The 25,417-nt window shown below is 37.6% G+C and carries 16 protein-coding genes and 1 pseudogene; 11 read left to right on the forward strand and 6 right to left on the reverse strand.

The features are described 5' to 3' along the window. Positions 1-374 precede the first annotated feature (374 nt). The 11 genes from CLV98_RS14290 to CLV98_RS14340 all read left to right on the forward strand — a co-directional run bounded on the left by CLV98_RS14290 (position 375) and on the right by CLV98_RS14340 (position 18,108). Complete coding sequence (locus CLV98_RS14290; RefSeq protein WP_211320043.1) at positions 375-1,649, forward strand: DNA cytosine methyltransferase; 1,275 nt, start codon at positions 375-377, stop codon at positions 1,647-1,649. Beyond that, positions 1,639-3,867, forward strand: a complete 2,229-nt coding sequence (locus tag CLV98_RS14295) for an ATP-binding protein (protein ID WP_109675066.1) — start codon at positions 1,639-1,641, stop codon at positions 3,865-3,867. The genes CLV98_RS14290 and CLV98_RS14295 overlap by 11 nt, the downstream gene beginning before the upstream one ends. 2 nt (positions 3,868-3,869) lie before the next feature. Then, a complete protein-coding gene (locus CLV98_RS14300) occupies positions 3,870-4,982 on the forward strand; it encodes a response regulator (protein ID WP_109675068.1) in 1,113 nt (370 codons plus the stop codon). Then, entirely contained in the window at positions 4,975-6,456 is a 1,482-nt protein-coding gene (locus CLV98_RS14305; protein ID WP_109675070.1) for an ATP-binding protein, read from the forward strand. Before CLV98_RS14300 ends, CLV98_RS14305 begins: the two co-directional genes overlap by 8 nt. Further along, positions 6,449-9,163: a Z1 domain-containing protein gene (locus CLV98_RS14310; RefSeq protein WP_109675072.1), complete on the forward strand. Its 2,715-nt coding sequence runs from the start codon at positions 6,449-6,451 to the stop codon at positions 9,161-9,163. Before CLV98_RS14305 ends, CLV98_RS14310 begins: the two co-directional genes overlap by 8 nt. Continuing rightward, the gene (locus tag CLV98_RS14315) at positions 9,150-10,145 is read left to right on the forward strand and encodes a PD-(D/E)XK motif protein (protein WP_158281262.1); all 996 of its coding nucleotides are present in this window, start codon (positions 9,150-9,152) and stop codon (positions 10,143-10,145) included. Before CLV98_RS14310 ends, CLV98_RS14315 begins: the two co-directional genes overlap by 14 nt. 6 nt (positions 10,146-10,151) lie before the next feature. Then, positions 10,152-12,476, forward strand: a complete 2,325-nt coding sequence (locus tag CLV98_RS14320) for an AIPR family protein (protein WP_109675076.1) — start codon at positions 10,152-10,154, stop codon at positions 12,474-12,476. A gap of 124 nt (positions 12,477-12,600) precedes the next feature. After that, the gene (locus tag CLV98_RS14325; RefSeq protein WP_109675078.1) at positions 12,601-13,416 is read left to right on the forward strand and encodes an AraC family transcriptional regulator; all 816 of its coding nucleotides are present in this window, start codon (positions 12,601-12,603) and stop codon (positions 13,414-13,416) included. A gap of 77 nt (positions 13,417-13,493) precedes the next feature. Next, positions 13,494-13,976: a VOC family protein gene (locus tag CLV98_RS14330; RefSeq protein WP_229203380.1), complete on the forward strand. Its 483-nt coding sequence runs from the start codon at positions 13,494-13,496 to the stop codon at positions 13,974-13,976. A gap of 116 nt (positions 13,977-14,092) precedes the next feature. Then, positions 14,093-16,120: a YHYH protein gene (locus tag CLV98_RS14335; protein ID WP_109675080.1), complete on the forward strand. Its 2,028-nt coding sequence runs from the start codon at positions 14,093-14,095 to the stop codon at positions 16,118-16,120. A gap of 185 nt (positions 16,121-16,305) precedes the next feature. After that, a complete protein-coding gene (locus tag CLV98_RS14340) occupies positions 16,306-18,108 on the forward strand; it encodes an ABC transporter ATP-binding protein (RefSeq protein WP_109675082.1) in 1,803 nt (600 codons plus the stop codon). Between the two features lie 825 nt (positions 18,109-18,933). Here the strand turns inward: CLV98_RS14340 and CLV98_RS14345 are convergent. The 6 genes and pseudogenes from CLV98_RS14345 to CLV98_RS14370 form a co-directional block, all read right to left on the reverse strand. Next, a pseudogene (locus CLV98_RS14345) lies at positions 18,934-19,766 on the reverse strand (IS982 family transposase). Between the two features lie 472 nt (positions 19,767-20,238). Then, complete coding sequence (locus CLV98_RS14350; protein WP_109675084.1) at positions 20,239-21,063, reverse strand: putative outer membrane beta-barrel protein; 825 nt, start codon at positions 21,061-21,063, stop codon at positions 20,239-20,241. Between the two features lie 191 nt (positions 21,064-21,254). Further along, positions 21,255-22,550: a PKD domain-containing protein gene (locus CLV98_RS14355; protein ID WP_109675086.1), complete on the reverse strand. Its 1,296-nt coding sequence runs from the start codon at positions 22,548-22,550 to the stop codon at positions 21,255-21,257. Between the two features lie 45 nt (positions 22,551-22,595). Further along, positions 22,596-23,777, reverse strand: coding sequence for a hypothetical protein (locus tag CLV98_RS14360; protein WP_109675088.1), 1,182 nt, complete (start codon positions 23,775-23,777; stop codon positions 22,596-22,598). A 355-nt stretch (positions 23,778-24,132) separates the two neighbouring features. After that, positions 24,133-24,849: a metalloprotease gene (locus CLV98_RS14365; RefSeq protein WP_109675090.1), complete on the reverse strand. Its 717-nt coding sequence runs from the start codon at positions 24,847-24,849 to the stop codon at positions 24,133-24,135. Continuing rightward, positions 24,836-25,363, reverse strand: coding sequence for a hypothetical protein (locus tag CLV98_RS14370; RefSeq protein ID WP_109675092.1), 528 nt, complete (start codon positions 25,361-25,363; stop codon positions 24,836-24,838). Before CLV98_RS14370 ends, CLV98_RS14365 begins: the two co-directional genes overlap by 14 nt. Positions 25,364-25,417: the final 54 nt, after the last annotated feature.

The following is a 25,417-nucleotide window of genomic DNA, read 5'->3' on the forward strand; positions in this document are numbered from 1 at the left end:
CAGCATAAGGAGGTGGTCTATTTTCGACCGCCTCCTTATTTTTTTGGTATCATCGAATAACTTCACGAATGAAGGGTGGATCCGCCAAAAACTAAATACAAACGACGAAGTGCTATTATCCCATCAATAATTGATATTTGTCATTTTGTTGAAAATATTTAATATAATTGTGGACACAAGCTATTTACTGCAGTTTGGAGGACATTCAATTTTATATCAGAAAGAAGGTTACCCTTAAAATGAAAATTCAATGGTAGGGGCCTAAGGTCCAAAACCTAAGTAGACCTTTGGGCAGTAATACCGGTACGATTGATTGATAAGGAAAAGTGTTGCATTTTACTTCTGATCCATTTAAAAGAAGTAAATTTGAGTTTATGAAAAGGATTAAAATGACATATAAATTTATAGACTTATTTGCGGGAGCGGGAGGGCTTTCAGAAGGATTTATTCAAGCTGGTTTTGAACCTATTGCTCATGTAGAAATTGAAAATTCTGCTTGTAATACACTGAGAACAAGAGCAGCTTATCACTACTTAAAAGCCACCCAAAAATACGAAACTTATGTTTCTTACTTGAAAGGAGAACTAACACGAGACCACCTGCATAGCCAAGTACCGATGGAAATAATGAACTCAGTCATTAATCGTCCAATTGGAATAGATAATAATTATATCATCCAAGAACAAATAGATAAATGCTTAGGATCCGACAAGGTTGATTTGATCATTGGAGGTCCCCCATGTCAAGCATATTCCATTGCTGGTAGGTCTAGATCTAAAACCAAAATGGAGGGTGATCCTAGAAATTATTTATTCGTTCAATACGCTGAATATTTAGAGAGGTATCAACCCAAAATGTTTGTTTTCGAAAATGTTCTTGGTCTGAAATCTGCAAAGAAAGGACATTATCTTAAAGAAATGGAAGAACTCTTTAACAAAATAGGTTACCAAATTAAACTGTTCACACTTGAAGCCAAAAACTTTGGGGTATTACAAAACAGAAAACGAATTGTTATTCTGGGTTGGAAAGCCCAACTAAAAATAAACATTCCAAATTTAGAAGGAATTATAAATAATAGCAATTACCTAGTTAACGACTTATTAAATGATTTACCCGCAATTCAAGCAGGTGAAGGTACCGACAGATTTTTGGATTATAAAACCGAAACTACCGAGTACTTAAAATTCAATTCCATACGCAGCGAAAATGACATATTAACACAGCACATTGCAAGGCCGCATCGTGAGCAAGATAAAGAGATCTATAAAATTGCCGTTAAAAAATGGGAGAAGGAGCATGAACGCTTAAACTACAATGACTTACCGGAACGATTGAAGACTCATCAAAATCGCACTTCATTTAATGATAGATTTAAAGTTGTAGCTGCGGATTTACCATACTCGCAAACCGTGGTCGCTCATATTTCCAAGGATGGTCATTACTATATTCACCCGGATATCCATCAAAACAGGTCAATTAGCGTCAGAGAGGCTGCCCGACTCCAATCATTTCCCGATGATTATTATTTTGAAGGAAATCTTGAAGGTGGGAATAGGACGGCCGCCTTTAAACAAATTGGAAATGCGGTCCCCCCTTTGATGGCAAAAGAAATTGCGAAACAAATCAAAAGTCTGCTACATGAAAAATGATTTGACACATAAAATCAGACCATCTGCAAGATTAATTTATACAATTGGGAGTGATTTGATTGGAGATCCTTTTGCTGCAATTGTGGAACTTGTGAAGAACTCGTACGATGCAGATGCCAATAAGGTCGAAATCGCCTTTAAGTATACGGAGGTAGACAACGAAAATGCCTTGAAAATTACCATTAGAGATGATGGGCATGGTATGGATTTCGATACAGTTATAAATAAATGGTTGGTGCCAGCAACTGATGATAAATTAAAAAGAAAAGTAAGTAAAAAAGGCACAAGAGCTTTGCAGGGGAGAAAGGGTATTGGTCGATTTGCTGCTTCAATTCTAGGACAAGAAATGACACTTTCCACCGTCTGCGAAAAAGGTGAAAAATCTGTAGCAGTTATTGATTGGCGGATTTTCAAGACCGATGAATACCTTGATAAAATTGAACTATTAGTTGAAAAAAATGACACTGATGAACCTCCAGGAACAGAAATAGTAATTATTGCTAGAGACGAAGCGGTACAAGAAATCGTCAGCGGAACAGAAGGTAGTGTAGAATCTATTAAAAAGATAGATTCTAAGTTATCCTATTGGAATAAAGATACGATTAGCCAGCTTGTTAATGAGTTAAGAAAATTAATTTCACCATTCGATGAATCTATTGAGGAAAGGTTTATAATAAATCTTTCATTTGAAAATTCACCATTTAGCGATATTGACAATAATATAAAAATTGAAACATTTCCTATTATCAAATTTTACGACTATCGTATTTCTGGTTTAGTTTCAGATAAAGGTGAAGCAAATCTTTTATTCGAAAACAACCTAAACCCTAATGCGGTACAAGCAGAAAGAATTATTAAGAACTTTCATCTTTCAAAATCAAGTGAGTTTTGCGGCGAAATTAAAATGGATTTTAGAGTTTTTGACCGTGAACCCGAAGCAATTGATAATTTAATAAATAAAGGTCTCATCCACCCAGTTTCTAAGATTCTTATGGGTAAGAGAGAAGCAAGGAATCTTTTAAATGAAGTTTACGGCGTAAACATATACAAAAGTTCTTTTAGAATAAGACCTTATGGAAATAAAGGTGTTGATTGGTTAGGGCTGGATAAAAGTAGAGTTCAAAGTTTTGCCGATAGGATAAGTAATAATCAAATTGTTGGTTTTGTTACAATACAGCCAGAGGAACTTTCAGGCCTAGAAGAAAAAAGTGCACGAGATGGACTAAAAGAAAACGAATATTATTTCGGGTTAAAAGAACTAGCACTCAAAGTATTATCAGAATTAGAAGAAAGAAGGTTTGCCTATAGAGTTAAGAGTAAGAAAAGTCGAGGCGAATCCTCTAAACTTCAAGATTCAATAAATTCATTATTTAGCCTTACTGAAGTTAAATCCGCAATTGGTAAAAAATTATCTGAGTTTAATATAGACAAAAAAGCAATTGAGGAAATTGACAATATCTTAACCAAAGAGGAGATTAAGAAGGTAGAATTAAAAGAGGATATAGAAAAAACAATTGCAATTTATCAAGGGCAAGCAACCTTAGGAAAAATTGTCAACTTTATTCTTCATGAAGGCCGAAAGCCGTTACAATTTTTTAATTCAGAAACTAAATTAATGGAACGGTACTTAAACTTCTATCGTGAAACTAAGGATGAAGCACATTTTAATGAATTAACTAGAAGTATCAATGAATTTAAGATCAATAGTAAATTCATTTCTACTCTATTCAAGAGAATATCTCCATTGGCCAAGCTAAAAAGAGACAAGAAAACTGATTTCTCAGTTCTTAAAGTTGTCAATGAGAGCATAGAAGTTTTTAAGTCCAGTATGACCGAAAAATATATTCAAGTCAATATAGTTGGAAACGAAAAAGTTCAAATATTTGGATGGTCAGAAGACTTATATATAGCCTTAACAAATCTCATTGAGAATAGTATTTATTGGTTAGATTTATCTCATTCCAATGAAAAAGTAATAACAATCGAGTTAATTGAAAATATAGATACAGTTATTATCGACTATAGAGATACAGGACCTGGTCTCACTGATTTAGAAATCGAATCTGGGGCGATTTTTGAACCAGGATATTCTAAAAAAATTGATGGTACTGGGCTTGGTTTAGCTATTGCCGGCGAAGCCGCCGATAGATTAAATGGAGAACTATCGGCTAGAAAAAGCATGAATGGGGTAAACTTCCAAATAGAAATCTGCAAATAATTATGGAAGAATTAAAAATATTGATTGTTGAAGATGATGTTAAGATTTACAATGATGTCTACCGGAAAAACATCGATGTATTTAATATGGATAATCATGAGTTCAAGATTATTGAATCGTGGATAAAGGGAAAAGATGAAGCAATAGCCGCTTTAAAAAATCCCGAAAATATTTTCGATGGAGCCATTGTCGATTTAGACTTAATGGGCCTTGGAGGTTCAGATACTTCCGGAAACGAGATTGTCAAGGAAATTAAGAAAAATCAACGTTTTCCCATTTTTGTCATAACTGGAACACCTCATCATATTTCAGAAGAACTTAATGAGCCCAATGCCATATTCAATGTTTACAATAGAGATGAAGTAGATTTCTTAGACACCCTAGACAAATTTAAGTCTATAAAAGCAACTGGTATTCTTAACCTCTTGAATCGAAATGGAAAAATTGAGGAATTAATCCAAAATATCTTCTGGAAACACATTTCAACCTCTTTAGATAATTGGACTCAAGACCGCAAGAGAAATTCGACGGAGAAAGAGGCCTCACTCCTTCGATACACAATTCTGCATATGTTAGAGTATTTAGACGAAAGTAGTGCACACCCCAGTGAATTCTATATTACTAGACCAGTCAAGAATAATCTTTCAACCGGAGATTTAGTTTTAATGGATGGTGTTCGATACATAGTATTAACACCTGCATGTGATTTTGAAAAAAGGCCAAATGGAAAAAGAAATGTGAGAAACGCTTTTTTATTAAAAATCAGTGAGTTGAATGAACATTTTCATGATTATGAAGAATCAATCAAAGGGAGAGAGTTCAGCAACTCCCTAAAGAATAAACTCAAAGATATAATTGGCAATAAAAAAACCTATTTCCATTTTATTCCTAAACATAATTCAATCAAAGCCGGAATTATTGATTTTCAGGATAAGCTGTCAGTAGCTATTGAGGAAATGGAAGAAAGAATAGAAAAGGAAGAAATTGACCGATTTGCGACCATTTCTATGCCGTTTTTAAAAGATTTAATTGAACGATATTCCAGCTACTATGCCAGACAGGGGTCACCTGATTTTGATGCAGACGAAGTGATTAATTCCCTCTTAAATGATTGACTACACCAACATACTATCAACATCTGCTGAGCCAGAAGCAAGCTCAATGATTGAAACCTTTCGTGCTATTGGGTATTCAATTGAAACAGCTATTGCTGACATTATTGATAACTCAATTACTGCAGGAGCTAGGAATATTTGGCTTGATTATGATTGGATGGGCTCTAAAACTACACTATCAATTTTGGATGATGGAATAGGCATGAACAATAAGCAGCTCATTCAAGCTATGCGACCAGGCAGTAAGAGTCCTCTGAACGAAAGAAAACAAGACGATTTAGGTCGTTTCGGATTGGGGTTAAAAACAGCCTCATTTTCGCAAACCAGAAAATTTACCGTTTTTTCAAAATCAAAAGGTGGTGAGCTTGTTTTTTGGACTTGGGATCTAGACTACGTTAAACAAGAAGAAGCTTGGAAATTAATACAATATATTCCAGAGCATGAAGTCTGGAGTCAAAAAACAAAAACAGTCGATTCGGGCACTTGCGTTATTTGGTGGGATTTAGACAGATTAACAAAAGGTACTACTGCAGACGATGAAAAAGCCAAAAGTAAGTTTTTAGGAATTATGGACTCTGTAAAGTCTCATATCTCCATGGTTTTTCATAGATATATGGACGAAGGAATTAAAATATTGTTTCGTGGCCGTGAAATAAAGTCGTGGGATCCATTTATGATAGGTATTGATGGATTACAAACTAAACCGGAAACAAGATTAGCAGGTGGTTCGATCCGAATTAAGGGATTTATTTTACCACATCGTTCAAAACTTTCAGTGGAAGAGTACGATTATGGAAAAGGGCCAAAAGACAACTGGACAGCGCATCAAGGTTTCTACGTTTATCGAAACCGTAGACTTTTGGTAGGAGGAGATTGGCTAGGCCTATTTAAGCGTGAAGTACATTATGATCTTTGCCGAATACAAATAGATTTACCAAACAATCTTGATAACGATTGGCAAATCGACATCAAAAAATCCATTGCAAGACCCCCTTCTATTTACCGAGATTCCATTTTGTCACTTGCTAAAGAAGTTAGGAATCAAGCAGTAGAAGTTTATCGCCACAAAGGAAAAGTTCTAAAACGAAAGTTGGCTTCAGACGAATATTTTCTTTTTTGGGAAGAGAGGGCAAGACATGGCAAGCGTTTTTATAAAATCAATCGTAATCACCCTCTCATAACTGAATTATACTCGATCTCGGGCAATTTGAAATATGAAATAGAGAAGGTAATTCAATTCATAGAGGAAACGGTTCCAGTTCCACTAATCACACTCCAAGAAAGCGAAAATGAAAAACCGCATGGTCAACCCTTTGAAGGTGTAGACCCAATTGCCATAAAAGAAACGATGCAAAGGCTTTTCAGTGGTTTTGTTTCTAGTGGTCTGTCAATTGAAAAAGCAAAAGCTAGAATTCTCAACACAGAACCTTTTAATTTTTATCCAGAGTACATTGAATTTATGGCCCATGAGTAACATAGACCCAATTAAAATCATTCGTCAATTACTATTCGGGAAAACTTCCGTTACTGTTCAAGAAGTTGAAACGGCTGTTGATACCTTTATGAAAATGAACCTTCCAATCTCTGAATCGAGGCAGATGCTTATCAGAAAAGTTGAAGAACTATTTACTATTCGACAAGACGAATTCAGGTCTATCGAAAAAGCAGACGAAAATTTACCTTGGCTAAATGAAAAACGTTCGAAAATCGATTTTGAAAATGGTTTTTGGGGAAGTTATAGACAGTATCTAGAGGAGGAGAAAAACTTTGCTCCTGATGTTGTCAATAAGCTGGATAGATTGACTGATAGTATTCTTGACAATTTTTTCGACCCAACTGAAAAAATTAAAGTCAATAAAAAAGGTCTCGTTGTTGGTCAAGTTCAGTCAGGTAAAACTGCCAATTATACCGGTTTAATCTGCAAAGCTGCTGATGCAGGCTTTGGTTTAATTATCGTTATGGCTGGTATTCACAATAATCTAAGAAGCCAGACTCAAATTAGAATCGATGAAAGTTTTCTTGGTTTTGACACCCAACATACGCGAGCATTAAACCAAAAAAGTATAAAGATAGGTGTTGGCCGACCTGGTTTTGGAAAATTAAATGTTGCTCACTCATTGACTTCAAGTCAAGAAAAAGGTGATTTTACACAAGGGGCAGCAAATGCTTTAGGCCTAAATTTCGATACGCCAGATCCCATAATAGCTGTAATCAAAAAAAATCCTAACGTGCTCAAAAGAATTCATCAATGGCTTTCAGCCCAAGCAGATGAAGACACGGAACTAGGCCGAGTTATTCGTAATAAAGCATTATTGTTAATTGATGATGAAGCAGATAATGCTTCTATTAATATTTCCAACGACCCTGCCAAACAAAGCTCCATCAATGGGTGGATTACTCAAATACTTAATCTTTTTGGGAAGAACGCCTATGTTGGATATACAGCAACGCCTTTTGCTAATATTTTTATTCCTTTAGATGACCAAAACCTATTTCCCAGGAACTTCATTAAAAATATCCCAGCTCCGTCCAATTACATTGGCCCAGAGAAAGTTTTTGGTTTTAGTCCGTTGACAGATGATGAATCTTCAGATACAGTTCTGCCAATAGTAAACAGAATTAGTGATTATGAAGCCTTTATACCTGATAGACACAAAAAGAATGACCAACTCCCTTCATCACTTCCTGTGTCATTGAAAAATGCTATTCGTTGTTTTATTATTACTTGTGCAGTTCGAAGATTACGAGGTCAAACCACAGTACACAATTCAATGTTGGTTCACGTTTCTAGATTCATGCGATGGCAAGACCATTTTGCTGAATTAATTACTAATCAATTCATTTATTATCGAAGAGGAATTGACCAAAATGACTCTGAAATTCTAAATGAACTTAAAGCAACATTTGAACAGGACGAAATCGGATATAAGTCCTATGTTTCTGTTTCTCACCAAATAATTGATTCTAACCTGAGAGACTTAGATTCTCAAATTCAAGTTCATCAATGGTGTGACGTATTGCAGCATTTGAATGATGCTGCATCTCGAATCGTTGTCAAATCAATACACGGTGGTTCAGGTGAAGCATTGGACTATTTTGATCATAAAAATGGGCTTTCAGTTATTGCAGTAGGTGGCAATAAACTTTCTAGGGGATTGACTTTGGAGGGACTCTCGGTTAGTTATTATTTAAGAGCATCAAGAATGTACGACACCTTGATGCAAATGGGACGCTGGTTTGGCTATCGTGGTGGCTATGTTGATTTGTGTAGGCTTTTTACAAGTGAAGAGTTAAACCAGTGGTATTGCCAAATCACTGATGCATCTAATGAACTGCGCCAAGAATTCGAGTATATGTCAGAAGATGCTAAATCAACTCCAGAGAAATATGCTTTAAAAGTTAGAACCTTCCCAGGAACATTATTGGTTACCGCACTAAATAAGCTCAAAAATGTAGTATACTTCGATTTAAGTTACTCAGGAAGATTAGTCCAAACAACTATTTTACTTCCACGAAAGTTAGAAGCAGAAAGAAATTTAAATGTTCTAAAAACTTTTATTGGAAAATTGGACGCTCCAAGATTTGATAAAAATGCTTTTTTTGTTAAGGATGTTTGTTCTCGTATTTTAGTTGATGAATTCATTTCAAATTTTGAGTTTCATTCAGATTTAAAAACTATTAATGTCCCTCTATTAAAAAAATACATTGCAGATTGTAATTCAAAAAATGAATTATCGCATTGGACTGTGGCGATATTCAGCAGTCAAGACAAAGATGCTGTTAAATTTTCTTTAGACACCAATTATACAACATACGATATAGGTTTAACAAAAAGAAGTAAAGAGGCGCATACTTATCCTACTAAGGACAATCTTTTTTTAGTAAACAACTCACAAATTATTTCCCCTAGACATGAATTCATTGACATTGAAAGACTTCCTGAAAATCCTACGGGAAGAAAAATTAGATCTATTCGAGATCCAAGAAGAGGACTATTAATGATATACCTATTGGAACCTCAATTTATTGATTTAGATCATAATGTTCCACTTGTTGCTTTTGCTTTAAGCTTTCCTGAAAGTCCAAGTGATGTTAAAGTAAGGTACGCGGCACACAACCAATTAATTGATTATTTAGATTGGGAAGAAACAGATGAAGATTACAATTATGACGAAGATTGAAAGTATATGGGCTGATCTAGAGAGTGATATTTCAATTCATTCTGGGTTACTTTATAAGCGGTATTCTGCGGAGGTATTACCAGATGTATTTATTGCTTTAAAAGTTCCAGAAAAACTTAGGTGTATTTCATTTAGGCTAGAGGCTTCTTTTTCATTTGATATTAGGCCATGGAATAAACTAAAAGATATCAAGATTGAAGAAGTTCCTGACGTGGGAGATATATCCAGGAAGTTCTTAGTAATCCTATTACTCAACAAGCAACATAAAGACATATTCTCCACTCTTTGTGAGGATCTTATTTTTGGAATATCTGAGGTCACCACTGAAGAAAATCTAGTAGAAAAACTGTTGGAGCGTTTAGCCAAATGGCAATCCTTATTCGAAAAAATCGGCAAGCAAGGTCTTTCCAATGAAGCTCAAAGAGGCCTTTATGGTGAGATTTACTTTTTACGTTTTTTCTTAAACAGCACTCTGGACAAAAAATATTGTCTCAAATCTTGGCTTGGCCCAGAAAGATCGGTCCAAGATTTTCAGTATTCTAACTGGGCCGTCGAGGTAAAAACGACCCACGGGAATAATCATCAAAAAATCCACATAAGTAGTGAACGACAATTAGACGACTCTATCACTGAAAAAATATTTTTGTATCATCTTTCTCTTGATTTAAGGTTAGGAAATGGCGAATCGTTAAACGGGCTAATTGACGAAGTTTCAGAATTATTAAGTAGCCATACAATAGCTTCTGGCTTATTTAAGCTAAAGCTATTAGAGTCTGGATATTACGAAACCCATAAAAAGTTATATGCAGAAATGGGATACATAATAAGACAGGAGAATATTTATCGTATATCTGGCAATTTTCCGAGAATAACTGAAAGTCAGATATCAAGAGGAATAGGTGATGTAAGCTATTCAATAATTTTATCGGAATCTGAGGATTGGAAAGTTACACAAGAAATTCTTTTGAAGGAAATACAATAGCATCTTATGGAAAACAAAGAATTACAAAAGTTCTATGCTGATATTCTAGAAGAAATAAACTCAACAGTAATTACAAAAGAGGAAGGTACCAACCCTGAGCAGGTCTTTACAGAGTTGGCACTTTCATTTTTGTCGGAAGCGGGAGAAACGGAAAATTATCGGGTGTGTTTTGATGAAAAGCTCAGCAAGAGAGGTATTGAGCATAAAATTAATGGTTATTCTCTTTATGAAAATTACGAAACCCTTGACTTGTTTGTTACCATATATAATAGTGATACCACAATTCAAACCGTAAGCAAAGGAGATGCTGAAAAAACAATTGATAAAGCTGTTAAATTCTTTAGAAATGCTATCTACAAAGATTATGTGAATGAGATTGAAGAAAGCTCTGAAATATTTGATTTAGCTCACACCTTGGCAACGGTACCTGAGATTAAAGAATATCTAACAAGGGTAAATATTTTTTTAATTACAAATAATGAAGTAAAAGCTGATTTAAAGTCTTCGGATACCATTGCCGGTTATACTGTATTTTATAGAACAATTGATCTCAACTATCTTTTCAACCTTTCTGACCAAGCAAGAGTGCCTATCGAAATTAATTTTGAACAAACTGGTTATAAAGTTCCGTGTATAGCAAATGAAACAGAAAATACTGATTATCAGTCATGGCTTGCAATCATTCCTGGACTAGCTTTAGCTGATATTTACGAGCAATTTGGAGCTAGATTGTTAGAGCAAAATGTCCGTTCATTTCTCCAATTTACTGGAAAAATTAATAAAGGGATTCGCAATACTATATTAAAAGAGCAGCATATGTTTATGGCATATAATAACGGTATTGCTGCAACTGCTGAAGAAGTCTCAATAATAAACTTGCCAAACAATCAAGGAAAAGCCATTGGCATAGTAAAGGATTTTCAAATTGTAAATGGTGGTCAAACAACTGCCTCCATTTATCATACTTGGAAAAAAGATAAAGTCGACATTAGTAAAGTGTTTGTCCCAGTTAAACTAACAATTGTTAAGAACAGAGAAGATTTTTCTAAAACCGTTGGTCGAATAGCCGAATATGCAAATACACAAAACCGTGTATCGGCTTCAGACTTAAGCTCTAACAAAGAAAATCACGTCCTGATTGAGAAATTATCTAGAACCATATGGGCTCCACCAATATCGGGAGAAACAACTCAAACTCGTTGGTTCTTTGAACGATCAAGAGGACAATATAAAAATGAAAGATTAAGATTTGGGATTACAACATCAAAGCGTCAAGTATTTGACAAACAGAACCCTAGAAGTCAGATGTTTACCAAAGAATCTTTGGCAAAATATATAAATTCTTACGAAGAAGTATTTAATGGTAAAAAGTTAGCAATAGGCCCACATATTGTTGTGCGAGGAAGTCAGAAAAATTACGCACAATTCCTCAACTATAATTTCAATTTCAAACCTGACAATATATGGTTTGAAGATGCTATTGCAAAAGCAATTCTATTTTCATCTGCAGAAAAAGTTTATGGTGTAAAACCAAACGCAATTGGTGACATGCGATACATCACCGTCCCCTATTCATTAGCATGGTTAGGGTTTAGACTTAACTACAAACTGGATTTATATAAAATATGGAAGCAACAGTCTGTAAGTGAAACACTTAAATCCAGATTGTACGAAGTTATGTCCAAAATTGAAAATTACATAAAAACAAAAGCCCCTGGGTCACTTTATGGCGAATGGGCAAAAAAAGAAGAGTGTTGGAACTCAATCAAAAATGAGGGTTTTGGCATTGACCTAGAGAGTTTAAAAACAGAGTTAGTAAATAAGTTATCTGAAAAGCGAAAAAAATTAACAGATGACGAAACTCAAAGGGCTGAAATTGACGCGTCGTTGAACAGATTACAATCTATACATCCCAAAACATGGAAGAAAATAGAACTGTGGGGAAGTGAAACTACAAATTTAACACAGTATCAGTGTAATATGGCATATAGTATCAGAAATAGACTAAGTAACAATAGGTCAATAACCGATATTGAACGAGAACAAGGAGAATTTATCTTAAATACAGTTGCAGAAATTAGCCCTGAATTATTCTTTGATATGGATGATTTCTTTATGGAAGATCTCAGTCGGAAGAATGAAGAACTTGAAATCACTTTGGACCTCATAGAAAGAATTGTAAAATGGGATAGAACCAAGAAAAAACTAGATGCCTACAAATACCGTTTTATGGTCGATTTGTTAGAAGGCAAAAAAGAACTATCAGACAGGAATAAGTATCTAGCAAGAATAAACCTTAAGACAGCAGAAAAATATGGTTTTGGAGGATGATAACACCAATATTTAGCCAAACATGGCCAATTGTGCTGGACCTAACTATTTTTGGAGTTCTAACATAATAGATGCTTGGAGATCCTAAATGACGATTATTGGGGCTAGTAAAACACTTTAATCCATGAACTATCAAACATTTCAACCACATTCTGACTTAGAATCACTTGTAAGTTGCTATTGGACCTTGGATGTTCCAGCTCAACCTGCCCCCCAAAGACAGCGGATTATTCCTGATGGTTGCATTGAAATGGCCTTTATACTTGGAGACGACATCAAGCGGTATACTTCTCAAGATGCATACCTCCTGCAACCTCGGGCCATGGTCTTGGGCCAGACGATAAAGCCATTTTATATTGAACCAACGGGCTATGTAAATACCTTCGCCATTCGCTTTCATCCCTATGGTTTTGCAAACTTGGTTCCTATGCCCATAAAAAACTTGGCCAATAAAGAGACACCCCTATCAGAACTGTTTGAAAAACAGACCGCCGTTAGCATCGAAAATGAAATAATAAAGGCTAACAGCAGCAGCGAACGAATAGAAATCATTGAAAAATTCCTCTTCGATAGACTACACGATAAATCCACCATTGATAAAATCGTAAAGACTACGATTGATGCCCTTTTATTGACCAATGGAAGTGCGTCGATCGGTACGATTCTTAAAGATAATTTGCCCAAACGAAGACAACTTGAAAGAAATTTTGCAAACCAAATTGGCGTCAGTCCCAAACAGTTGGGCAAGGTGATCCGATTACAAACGGCTCTCAAAATGCTACTGAACCAAAAGTCAGAAAATCTGACCAATATAGCCTATGAAAGCCAGTATTTCGATCAATCCCATTTTATCAAAGACTTCAAAGCTTTTACAGGCATTAGTCCAAAGTCGTTCTTAGACGACGAAAATATGGCCCTCTCTTCCCTTTTCTACAAATAAGTAGTTCTGTCTCATTTTTACAATTTTAGGGATTCAAGGTATCCTAGTTTTGTCGTGCCAATCAAAAACAAGACCCTATGAAAAACCGCCTACTCTACTTATATCTACTGCTCACCTGTAGTATGACTGCTTGTAACACCCAAACCGAATCCATAGCGGATGATACTCACTCTAACCCAACAACCCCCATCATGAAAAGTCATATCTCACTTTTTGAAATTCCAGCAACCGATATCTCACGAGCTGTCGATTTTTATCAAGCAATTTTAGGCATTACCATCGAAAAAATGGAAATGGATGGCATGGAAATGGGGATATTCCCATACGAAGAACATCTGGTAACCGGGGTGATAATGAAGGCCGACGGTTACAAGCCTTCGGCCAATGGAGTAACGATCTATCTGGACGGCGGCGATAACCTTCAAAAAATCCTGGATAAGGTGGAGGAGAACGGCGGAAAAATCGTAGTTCAGAAGACAGCCCATGCAGATGAAAATGGATTTTTTGCTTTGTTTATTGATACCGAAGGAAATAAACTAGGCCTCAACTCCCCTAATTAACTGCGACATTCATCCCGCAACTGCGAGGAATAAAAGACCGGTACGTATTCTGGTCTTTTTTTATGATCCATTAAACCTCTAGAACGGCGTGATGTCAAAAATAGTAAAACCCAATCATGGCCAAATACTTCGCTGTATTATTACTATTTCTAGGATCCCAGGGGTTCGCTCAAAAAATCACTGAACACCTCACTGCCACCATCATTGGATCGGGCTCGCCAAAATACAGTACCGAACGCTCCGGGCCTTCCGTGTTAATATCCTATAAAAAGACACAAATTTTGGTAGATATGGGCAACGGCACCCAAGCCAATTTGAACAAGAACAACACCAAAATCAAGGGCATTGACGGTTTCCTTTTTACTCACCATCATTTAGACCATAACGAGGAATTTGCCCCCATCTTTATTCAATCGCTGCTGGGAGGGAATAAGTCGATTGTTGCAGGCCCCAAACAGACCACGGGCATTGTCGACCATATCTTCGGGATTTATGAAGAAGACATTGAATATCGGTTATCGAGATCGGGAAGAGGCTTGAAGGATGTTAAACCCAATTTTGACGCTAAAAACTTAACTGGAACTGCTTCATTTTTTATTGGAGACGTCAGAGTCACCTATACCCCCGTCCATCATACTATTGCTACCCTGGCCTACCGTTTCGATGTCGGCAAGGAGTCCATCGTAATTTCTGGTGATTTGACCTATTCTGAATCTCTGCCTATTTTGGCCAAAGATGCCGATTATCTAATCATCGACTCTGGAGGGGCTATTGAATTGGACTCAAAAAGAAATGCTATTCCAGCAAGAAACACCGGAAACAGGACTCCCAATAAAGAAAAAGCCCATGTGAATTTAGCCGAAAGCGCGCTAATGGCTAAGGAAGCCAATGTTAAAAACCTGGTACTAACACATTTCAATTTCGACCAGGTCGACGAAGCGGCTACTACTTCAGCCTTACGTGCCCATTATACTGGAACGGTGTTATACGCCCACGATTTGATGACCCTCCCCCTTCAACAAGAGGTCCATAGCCATGATGGCGTATCTCACGCCCATCATAACGAACACCTACCAGAAATAAAGAATTCGTCCAAAGAAACACTATCCCTTAAAAATAAAGTTTCCATAACAGAAGATAAGCAGCATGATCTGCGTATTATCAAATCCAACGCCATTCCCAATCATACCGTGGGTCTATTTCCTACAAAAGGGAATCCTAATAAAATTGCGGAACAACAAAAAGTATATACCCTCGATTTAACTCCTGAATTAGCCTCCAACATCACCTATGTCTACGATTTGGGGATTGATAGAGGGAAACCCAGCTATGTGTTTGGTGTCGCCATCAATGGGGTAAAATTTGAACCCTCAGCAAACGAGTATTTCAAGAATAAAGAAACCAATCAACCCAATTATGAATGGCCCCTGGAGCCCTTGAGTGACGAGGTAAACTTAGGCGAAGACTATAATAATGCCCACGTACAGCCCAATGGAGAGTACCATTACCACGGAACACCAACGGGATTGGTAGCGACCTTCGATTCAAACAAAATGACATTGGTGGGTTGGGCAGCCGATGGCTTCCCCATGTATTACAAAATGGGCTATCAAGATCCGATGAACCCAGCCAGTGAAGTGGTTCAATTGAAGTCTAGCTACGTTCTAAAGCGTGGTGAAAGACCTGGAGACGGCATTTCGGCACCAAATGGGGCTTATTCGGGGAAATATGTCCGAGACTACGAATACCATATTGGCTCTGGCGATTTGGACGAATGTAACGGTAGAACGGGCGTGACGCCTGAATTCCCCGGCGGAACCTATTACTATGTGGTCTCCGACGAGTTCCCGTCAGCCAGTAGATGTTTTAAGGGTACACCGAGCGACGATTTTGAAATTGGTGGAGGTAGAAACCGGACAGGACAAAACCAACCTCAAAAGAAGAATCCACAACCAGCAGAAGGTAGGACCTCCAACAGGGCGCCGAGTTTCACGGATCTGTTAAAAAGAATGGACTTCAACCAAGACAAAAAGATTTCCGAATCGGAAGCTCAAGGAAATTTAAAGGAAAATTTCAAGAACCGCGACCGTAACAAAGATGGCTATATCACCGAAGAGGAAATGACAAGAAACTCTCGACCATAAATCGGTCAGACATTTATAGCTTATGTAGTGATTGAATTGTTCCTTGCCTATTTTTAGTACGAAATAAGACAAATTTTGAAGGAACAATTTAAGCTATCATGGTACTAACCGCCACGAAAACTTTCCAGTCGTACTTGAATTAAATACCTTCAGGGGTTCACTAAACAAATTATCTGATTCTTTCAATGAATAAAACAAATTCTTCCACAGTAAACCTCATTCAACTTTTTAGAAAGTTAGCCCCGTATATAAAGCCGTATAAATACCTGGTACTTGCCACCCTGGTTTTAACCTTCATAGGCGCCTTTATGGCACAAGTCAATGCCTTGGTTTTAAGGTATACGGTCGATGAGCTTACGGTGTTGGCCGACAACCATAAACCCCTCTCCGATGGCTTAACCCTATTGATGACGATTAGTGTTATTCTTCTATCCAAAGAGTTGATCCAGGCACTTTTACAGTACGGTCAGAAATTTTATGGTGAAAAAATAAAAATATACATTTCCCGGGATTTTGCACAGTTGGTGGTAGACAAAATCTTGACCTATAAGATGACATTTTACAGTGCTACTGAAAATGAAACGGGCAAACTACAAACCCGCATCGATCTAGGAATATCAAGCCTTACACAGCTGGTTAAAAATTTCTTTATAGATATCCTCCCACTATTCACCAACGCCACTATTGCCCTCATACTGATGTTTCAGGCCAATGTGTATATCGGTTTGGTTAGTGTGGCTATTATTCCAGTATTCTTCTATATCAGCAGCTTGCAAGCAAAAAAGCTAAAGGGTTTCCGACGAAAAATGAGAAAATTTCGGGAAACAAGAAATAATGGAATCATAGGCCTGATAGACTCCATCAATGTTATCAAATCATTTACAAGAGAGGATCTGGAAAGCAAAAAACACCAATCCATACAGCTTGAAATGACCGATAATCAAATGAAAACGCGGCAATTGAGTTTTCTATTCGACGGAGTCAAGGTGTTTATAGAACAATTTGGTGTGGTGATCATCATTATTCTGACTGCCTATTTTGTATTGAATGGCACTATGACCATCGGGGCAATTATGTTCCACATCCTGCTATTCAATAACGTGTCGGCTCCTATCCGTCAATTGCATAGGATTTATGATGAAGTCAACGATGCGCTGATTTATTCGGAAGCGTTTTTCGATATTATGGATGCCAACGAAACCGAGTTGAGCGGCAGCTACATTCCAGAAAATTTTGTGGGTCATTTTGAACTTAAAAATGTAGATTTCACCTATCCAAACGGCACAAAGGCATTACATGCTGTTTCGATGGAAATAAAGTCAAACACCAACAATGCCCTAGTAGGCTTAAGCGGGGCCGGAAAGAGTACAATCATAAATTTGTTAGACAAATTCTATGCCCCCACCTCGGGGGCTATCTACCTGGATGGCGTGGACCTGCAGGAGTACGATACCGAGTGGCTACGAAACCATATTGGTTTGGTATTACAGAAAAACCATATTTTCAACGGGACCATAGCCGAGAATATATTGTATGGAAAGGAAGGTGCCAGCCACGAAGAGGTGGTTATAGCCGCTCGAAAAGCCCATATTCATGAGCAAATCATGGATCTACCGGAAGGCTATCAGTCCAAAGCCACGCTGCTTTCTGGAGGGCAAAAGCAACGGATATCTATTGCCAGAGTATTTCTAAAAGATCCTCCTATTATTTTTCTGGATGAACCAACGGCTAGTTTAGACGCCATAGCCACCGAACAGATCAAGAAAAGCTTAGACGCCATAAAACAAGGCCGAACGGTCATCATCATCTCTCATAATATTTCACAAATTATTGACGCCGAAAATGTCATCGTGCTAGAGGCAGGAAAAGTGGTGGAAGCTGGAAGTCACGAAAATTTATATAGTAACGAAAGCGCCTATTACCGGATATTCAATGCCATGGCCAACAGCCTAAATATTGATAAGATTACGAATACGCTGAAGGACTAAGATGGTCGAGGATTCAAGTCATTCAGGGAAGATATGAAGCCTGAAAGGACATTTGGGCTGTCGGCTAAAAATAATCCATACCAGATATAATGGGTTCACCAGGCCGACAGGCTTTGTGGGCTTCGTGGGCCGCAGGCTATTGGCCATCATCTAAAATACCATAAGACCCTATATGATCGAGATATGTGGATTAATTAAATGGATATGCTGGACCCTTCCGAATCTGGACAAACATGGTCAGTGAATGTTTTGAGGCCTGGAAAGGAGCATCCTGCTTGTAAGCCATAATCTTTTTTTCTGACGCCCATCCATCTTGGTGAACCCAATGTTTGAAAAATGATTGAATTGCTATAGCTTACTGCATCAAGTATATGGCTTTAATAGAATGCAAAAGCGCATACAAACTTGCTTTACCTGTCAAGGGAACAATGATGAGCATGGCCCATAATCTACTCGCTTCATAGACAGGATTCTTAATCGAATCCAAATTCTTTATAGCTGACGATAATTAAAAAAAGAGAGCCAGTCTAAGCGCTTATCTGCCACAAGGTCCGATTGGTCAAAAACAGTTTTCAATTCTGAAACCCCCTTCGTACATTTATGTTGTAGCCTAATTTTTTTGTTTTGTTTTGCAAAATTAATACTTTGTTTATCAGCGTATTAAATTAAAATCTATGCTACTTTTTTATGCCAAAATATTAGATCAAAACGTATTAAATAGTGCCTGCGACACTTGAGTCATTTAGAATACAAGCCACTTCTTTATAAATTAATCCGTTGGATGAAATTTTGTGATTTGCATTTTAACATTTTCGATGTTTCCATTTAGAGTAAATTAATGTATTGAATGGCAGTCAATGCTGTGATTTTAGCAAGAATTCTTGTTTTAAAGCCATCAAAACTTTTGGAGTAGTGCCTTCGAATCATAAATTGATCACATAGTTGAGAAAAAAGGGTTTTAACTCTATTCCTAGTTTTTCTAAAAATATAAGGTTGCTTTTAGTAGTTCTTTTGACTGTGCCTCATTGGAGTTTCCAAACGAATATTTGCAGATTCAAACAGGTCGATTTGCTGTTGATTTGAAATGTACCTGCGATCTCCAAGCAGCACAACATCAGACAATTGTATTTTCACCTCGTTTAATACATAATATCAGGAACATTTGCCTTTAAATTGTCTATCGAAGAAAAAACTCCAAAAATTGTACAGACTTCAAGTTGCATATAACCGAAAAACCAGGAGTTTTTCGATGCACAAAACACTTTTCAGGGGCAGTCTCCAAATCTTCTTTACATATTTTGACCATTTTATGCCTGGTCATTTTGCATATTTCTAAAGGCATTGAATCGACAATGAAGTAATCTTCCAATTCTGTGAATTTATGGGCTAACTTTAAACGGACTTGTTCAGTAAATGCCAGTAGTCTGCGACGGCGCTGATTAAATTGGCCCCTTTCCAATAGATTTTGAATTAAACCTGAGATAATCATTTTAAACAAGTAATTTTCACTGTCAGGTGACATATACTCTGCCGTTAAACCCAATTCAACTACTTGAAAATCAGTCATTTCCCCTAACAACAGACTTCATCTCTACTGAAATTTCTAAGGCCTCTCTCGTCTCAAGTATTTTTGGGTGATTTTTCACTAATTTAGACATGCATATTGGGGATTAATTGGCAACTATAATGTTGCTGAATATCAGCACATTACCCTAATAATCGCCTTCTATTATTATAATTTATATTTCACCAAATTGGTTAAATTAATTATTCCGTATGCGCCTTGTTCATAAACCCGATTACAGAATTAAGCACTTATTCAATTATTACCAACTTAGTATAGTTTAAGAACGAATAATACAAAAGTGCCCAGGTCAAGGAAATTCGCATTAAATATTTCACCTTTGATTTCGATGGGATAATGCGAATCACTCCGCCAGATTCGACCCACATAATACCTTGGACCTAATTGCAATTTGGCTCTTGCCAATTATCAAAATGCCTGTCAAATTCTTAATTTTACAACAATCTCCGAATCTAGATGATCTCACATCATCAGCTAAATTCCATAACAGTATATGACATCACGAATAGTAGGAACCTACTTTATCAAAAACCTATTGCTATAAATTAGAATCCATATGTGACCCCTATTTTTAGAAATGAATAAATTCTTTCAACCGCCTGATATTCCAAACCAACACCAAATATTCCAAATTTCAGCCCACCACCAATCCGGTATCCGAATCCATCGTATCCATCCAGGTTATACGTGGGGGAGCCTTTTTGGAGGTAGTCGGTATATTTCCCATATGTCCCTGCATACCCCAAGCCGCCAACCAGATATAGCCCATTGTCTTTAATAGGTGAAAAGTGAATGCGGTAGGTTCCTCGTAATCCAAGTTCAAGCGACTTTAATTCCGTTATTCCAATAGACCCCGTTGGCTCTTTGGGAAAGAAGGTTCCTCCCGAAAACAATATTTCGGTCGAGAGTGCCCTGTTGAATTTGTAACCAGCCATCATACCCAGATACATACCACTAGCGTTGTTGCTTTGATCGGAAAAAAGGCTGTAGCCAGCTTCATACGCAAGGATAAAACGTTTTCCCTTATCAATTTCAATTTGTTCGTTTTCTTCCGATAACGTTGTCGTTTGCTTTTTCTCAGTCGCCTCCTGTTTTGCCTTGTTACCCTCGGGCGTATTTGTAGCCGTTTGATCAAAAACCTCAGATTCTCCGTTTGCGTAAATAATTACAGCTAGCTCCCTTTTGTTAATTGAATATACGGGACCGTCAAGATTGGTATATTTTTTGTATTTGACGGTTGACTCAGTCACTTCTATCACTTTTACTTCCATTTGGATATTATCCCTTTTTATAATTTTGTCGGGCTTGATGTTTTGTGCATACAGACCACAAGTCGTTAAGATTAACAACGATAAGATAAGTTGTTTCATAGATATAGTGAATAAGATTGTAAATGCTATTTAATTGACATGTGTATGTTTGACCATCAGTGGATGGTAGATTTAGCTTTTCTACGAACCAATATCCGCCCTGACGTTCTAATCTGACGTTTGAATTCGAGTATGCCCAATAATATCCTACCCCTATTGAACTTCCGGTATTATTGATGAATAAATTCTCATCAATTGACTGAGATTGAAGTCCATAATTCACATATAGTTTTGAAAATCCTGTAGTGGACGATGTGTTTTTGATATATAAAAAAATTATTGGAAACTAAAAGCGAAATCTGCAAATCATCTGAGGTAGGGAACGTTCGAATAAAATCGTTCCCTAATATTTTTAAACCAATCAATTCACCATTGGAAGTGACTACACCCGTTTCCCCCTTGCAAACAACCTGTTCGCTAGCTTGTCCTGTGAAAGTACCAATAGCACCCGGATTAATTTTTTTTGTAACAGTACCTACCGTGAGTGTTATTGGTGTATATGCTTGGTTTTTGAAACTCAACGTGGATTGAGAGGGCGTAGCTGCAAAATCGATTCGAATTTCTTTACACCTATTGCTTTCAACCGTATACGTACCAGTCTGCTCAGCAACTTTTGCTCCAGAATTAAGGTAGGCAATGGCCCTATATGAATAACTTTTGACAGGACGTTCCGTGGTAAAAAAGCCATCGGCTCCACACTGAGGAGCCGTAGACGTGTTTTTTGTCTTAATAAAGCCAATGTATTGTGAGACCCAGTATGGGCCGTTAGCCGTTTTTTGGTAAGTTGCACTTTCGGTTTCTATTTCAACGTAATCCCAGTTGCCAGTTGCCCAGAAAACCGCTTTCCCTGGTTCGATAAAGGCCACAGGGGGGGGGTCCACTGTTATTGACTTAGTTATTACATCGTTTTCGCCATTTTTTGTCGCAGTTAATTTTATAGTGTACATGCCGCCATGCTTAAATTCGAAATCGAAGTCTACGCCATTGACGGTTGTTTTGTCTCCGTCGCCGCTTATCAACCAGGTGTAAGATTCGGCATTTTGAGAAGTGTTTTTAAAGGATATCTTAACCGGAGCCACAAGGTTCTGGCTTGGACTATAGGTAAAGTCTGCTTTTAGTAAATTATTTGTAGGCTGCGATTGTGCTTCCGAAACAACAATAGTCTCGGTATAAGTATCTGTATTTCCGTTATTAAAAGCCTTCAGACTCACTGGATATGTCCCCGCTTTATTAAATGTCAGAATAATGTTTTCATCTGTCGCTGACTGCCCAGCGTATGACCATATGTAGCTATTCGCATTTTGGGACGTATTTATGAAAGAAACGCTAACAGGAGCCACAAGATTAACATTGGGAGAATAGGTGTAACTCGCTTCTGGAAGCGGCTCTGGGGTAGGTACTTGTTTCTTAACACAAAACACGCAAACAAAGAGCAATAGGAAAAGTGAGAGATGGGCAGTTGATTTATTTTGATCTATAAGTTTCATATATAAATTGATTTTAATTCAGCTTCAAGGATGTCCTTATCTTCATTAATTGGCATTTAACGTTACTAACTGATTCACTGTAAATGGAAGATTGAGTTGGTCTGATCCGAATTGCCAGTACCAGTTAACATCTGTATTTTCGAACCGAACGTTGGAATTGGTAAAGGCTCTATAATATCCTAATCCATATAACTCCTTGTCATTCGGGATGGAAAGATTTTCGATTGTTCCACTCTGTAGCTGATAGTTGACGAGTACTTTGTTGATGTTTCGGATAGAATTGTTTCTAACCCTAACAAAAAACCAATTTGAAGCCACATTTAACGCAACGTTGGCTGTGCCGGAAGATGGGAAGGTGACAGCAAAATTGTTCCATACAATTTCTGATCCGACAATTGTTCCGGATGAGGTTGTTCCGCTTGTTTTGGCATAGTATGTAGTCTGGCTTCCGCCCTTGCCTTTGAAACTGCCTTTCTGAGAGGGTTGAATGGTTTGGGTAACTCCACCTAAGGTGATTGTGATTGGTGTAAACACTTTGTTTTCGAATGTCAGCTCAGTATTTCCTGAGGTTGGATTGGGGTTGCTAGGGTTCGTTGGATTTCCTCCGTCAATACCTGGCGTTGAGGTATTGCAATTTGCAAAGGAATCCTCGTCGGGGTAGATGGGTATATTGGTAAAAGACCCTTGAAAACGTGCATCCGCCGATTGTCCCGCTGGGTCATATGCGGTAAAAGTGAATACACATGACGCAATTCCTGTTGCCTGATCGAAAGAGGTTATGCTGATCGCACCGGTCTTGGTAATAAATAACTGTTGGCCCGTATTAACAAAGTTTACTCCCCCCCAGCAAAAAGGAAGATTGTTCAAGTCGAGGTCTTCTAGGGCACCAATGGGTATGGTCTTATTCATAGCCAAGTCGCTGAGTGTATTGTAATAAACAGAAAGCAGTATGGTAACCCCAGTTTTTATATCAGTGGCTTTTAATGCAATTGACTTTAATCCGCCGCCTACGTCCACAACATATCCGCCGGACACTTCACAATCTGTGGTCTGGACATCAATGATTTTCTTGCCGTCTTTGGAAACCGTTAATTCGCTCTTTTTCAATCCGTCCTTTGGGACTACCGTTAACTTTTCATTTCCAATACACGCCTGGAGCAACACAATTACCAACAGGATCCTCAAAGCAATCAGCGATCTTCTGGTTATATTATTAGTATTTTTCATGAGTATTAAACTTAAGTTGTTGGTGTTTTATCGAGGGGATATTTAGGCGAACGACGATTCTTATTGGTGTTTTGGGTAATGATTATTAATAATAAAACCAATGTTGGGTTTAGACTAAAATTGATCCGTGGTCAATTATATTCAGTTAATTTTTAGATTCACTGGTCTCATATACAGACCAAAGAGTTCTATCGCCGATCGTTCCATCCAGGCTGCATTTTATCCACCCTACTAACGCAAACTTGCTGTGGAACCGTGGCTAACCTTGAAGCCAGCACATAACCAATAAGGCTTTTCCCAGCCAAACAGTGTGCAGCTACGCGAAAATTAGATTATATAATGCTGACAAAGAGCCCTAGCGAAGTCCCTCAATATACGAAGACCCGCTTGTAACCAAATCGGGTAGCGTTATTGAAATGCCGCGATAATGAAAACCTTTAGCATCTGAGAACCCTCTCCATACCGAATCGTAACGTTCTTGGGGTGTGCCATGGTGAGAGGGGCTGTTAAAGGCATAGTCCCCAATCTCGAAAAAGGTCTTTAATGTCGCACTAACATCGGTCGACTTCCAAAACTGACGGTAGAACATATAGGCCCCCGCGCAATAGTCTGCCCACAGCTCCTGATACTTGCCGTCAAAAGACAAATCCATTTTAAAAGAAAGGATGTGTCCAAATTCATGCGCCATGATCATCGGTATAGTAGTGCCACCCATTGATTTTGGCATTTCTCTGTTATGTAGTCTAAGTCCAAAAAGCACAGTACCATCAGGAAAACTTTCATCATTTACTTCACTGGTTGCAAAGGCATTAGGACTTTCAATTTCACGGAAGAAGTAAAACTGTGGATTGACTCCAAACATGCTCCGTAGCCGCTGCACTTCCTGACCAGCTACAAAATCAATTTCTAAATTTCCTGATGTAGCCGATACCGAACCGAGGCTTATGAGCTCGTCACTTAAAAAGCAACCTTCGGCATCTTGGCCATAACCGGACATGGGGATCATTGAATAAATAAAAACAAACCCTACTATCAGCCAATCGCTTGAGACAGGTAATTTAGTACTTTTCATTTTTATTGGTTTTGAGGTCATTAATACATTTCATCATTCGTTGAGCAAGATCTCCCTCAGATTTTGGAGAATCAAACGATAATGAATAAAAGCCACGTTTTGTCTTCCAAGGAGTACTAAAATTGGGAGCATATACCGCTATTTCTTCCGCACATTCGCAATTGAGTAGGAACATTAATACCGCACCAGGAATATTTGGTTTATACAGTAACGATTCAATATTGTTAAATGGGGTGTACACCGTAAATTCTCTAATTGAATATTCGGAAGAGTATTCAAATTCCCAGTAGTGCTTTAAGTAAAACATCTGATTTTTTGCTACTACTGATATTTTCGAATAACTGACCTTTGCCATATTCATATATGGGCACTCGTAAGGCTTTCCATACAAGTTTAGTTTCTGAAGCAGCCAATTAGTGGACTCCGTGGAAATTAAAATATCTCCACTCTGACCTTTTACGGACTCAATTCGCAATAGGACAATAATAATGAACAAAAGTAATGATGATTTCATAGTAACATCGATGAAACAGCTCCTAATAAATAGCTTCCAAAATTGAATACCAAT

The sequence above is a fragment of the Dyadobacter jejuensis genome, assembly GCF_003149085.1.
Classification (GTDB): Bacteria; Bacteroidota; Bacteroidia; order Cytophagales; family Spirosomataceae; genus Dyadobacter; species Dyadobacter jejuensis.

Coding starts and splice junctions, on each gene's coding strand:
- CLV98_RS14290 (WP_211320043.1), top strand. CDS start 375: ATGAAAAGGATTAAAATGACATATAAATTTATAGACTTATTTGCGGGA.
- CLV98_RS14295 (WP_109675066.1), top strand. CDS start 1,639: ATGAAAAATGATTTGACACATAAAATCAGACCATCTGCAAGATTAATT.
- CLV98_RS14300 (WP_109675068.1), top strand. CDS start 3,870: ATGGAAGAATTAAAAATATTGATTGTTGAAGATGATGTTAAGATTTAC.
- CLV98_RS14305 (WP_109675070.1), top strand. CDS start 4,975: ATGATTGACTACACCAACATACTATCAACATCTGCTGAGCCAGAAGCA.
- CLV98_RS14310 (WP_109675072.1), top strand. CDS start 6,449: ATGAGTAACATAGACCCAATTAAAATCATTCGTCAATTACTATTCGGG.
- CLV98_RS14315 (WP_158281262.1), top strand. CDS start 9,150: ATGACGAAGATTGAAAGTATATGGGCTGATCTAGAGAGTGATATTTCA.
- CLV98_RS14320 (WP_109675076.1), top strand. CDS start 10,152: ATGGAAAACAAAGAATTACAAAAGTTCTATGCTGATATTCTAGAAGAA.
- CLV98_RS14325 (WP_109675078.1), top strand. CDS start 12,601: ATGAACTATCAAACATTTCAACCACATTCTGACTTAGAATCACTTGTA.
- CLV98_RS14330 (WP_229203380.1), top strand. CDS start 13,494: ATGAAAAACCGCCTACTCTACTTATATCTACTGCTCACCTGTAGTATG.
- CLV98_RS14335 (WP_109675080.1), top strand. CDS start 14,093: ATGGCCAAATACTTCGCTGTATTATTACTATTTCTAGGATCCCAGGGG.
- CLV98_RS14340 (WP_109675082.1), top strand. CDS start 16,306: ATGAATAAAACAAATTCTTCCACAGTAAACCTCATTCAACTTTTTAGA.
- CLV98_RS14350 (WP_109675084.1), bottom strand. CDS start 21,063: ATGAAACAACTTATCTTATCGTTGTTAATCTTAACGACTTGTGGTCTG.
- CLV98_RS14355 (WP_109675086.1), bottom strand. CDS start 22,550: ATGAAACTTATAGATCAAAATAAATCAACTGCCCATCTCTCACTTTTC.
- CLV98_RS14360 (WP_109675088.1), bottom strand. CDS start 23,777: ATGAAAAATACTAATAATATAACCAGAAGATCGCTGATTGCTTTGAGG.
- CLV98_RS14365 (WP_109675090.1), bottom strand. CDS start 24,849: ATGAAAAGTACTAAATTACCTGTCTCAAGCGATTGGCTGATAGTAGGG.
- CLV98_RS14370 (WP_109675092.1), bottom strand. CDS start 25,363: ATGAAATCATCATTACTTTTGTTCATTATTATTGTCCTATTGCGAATT.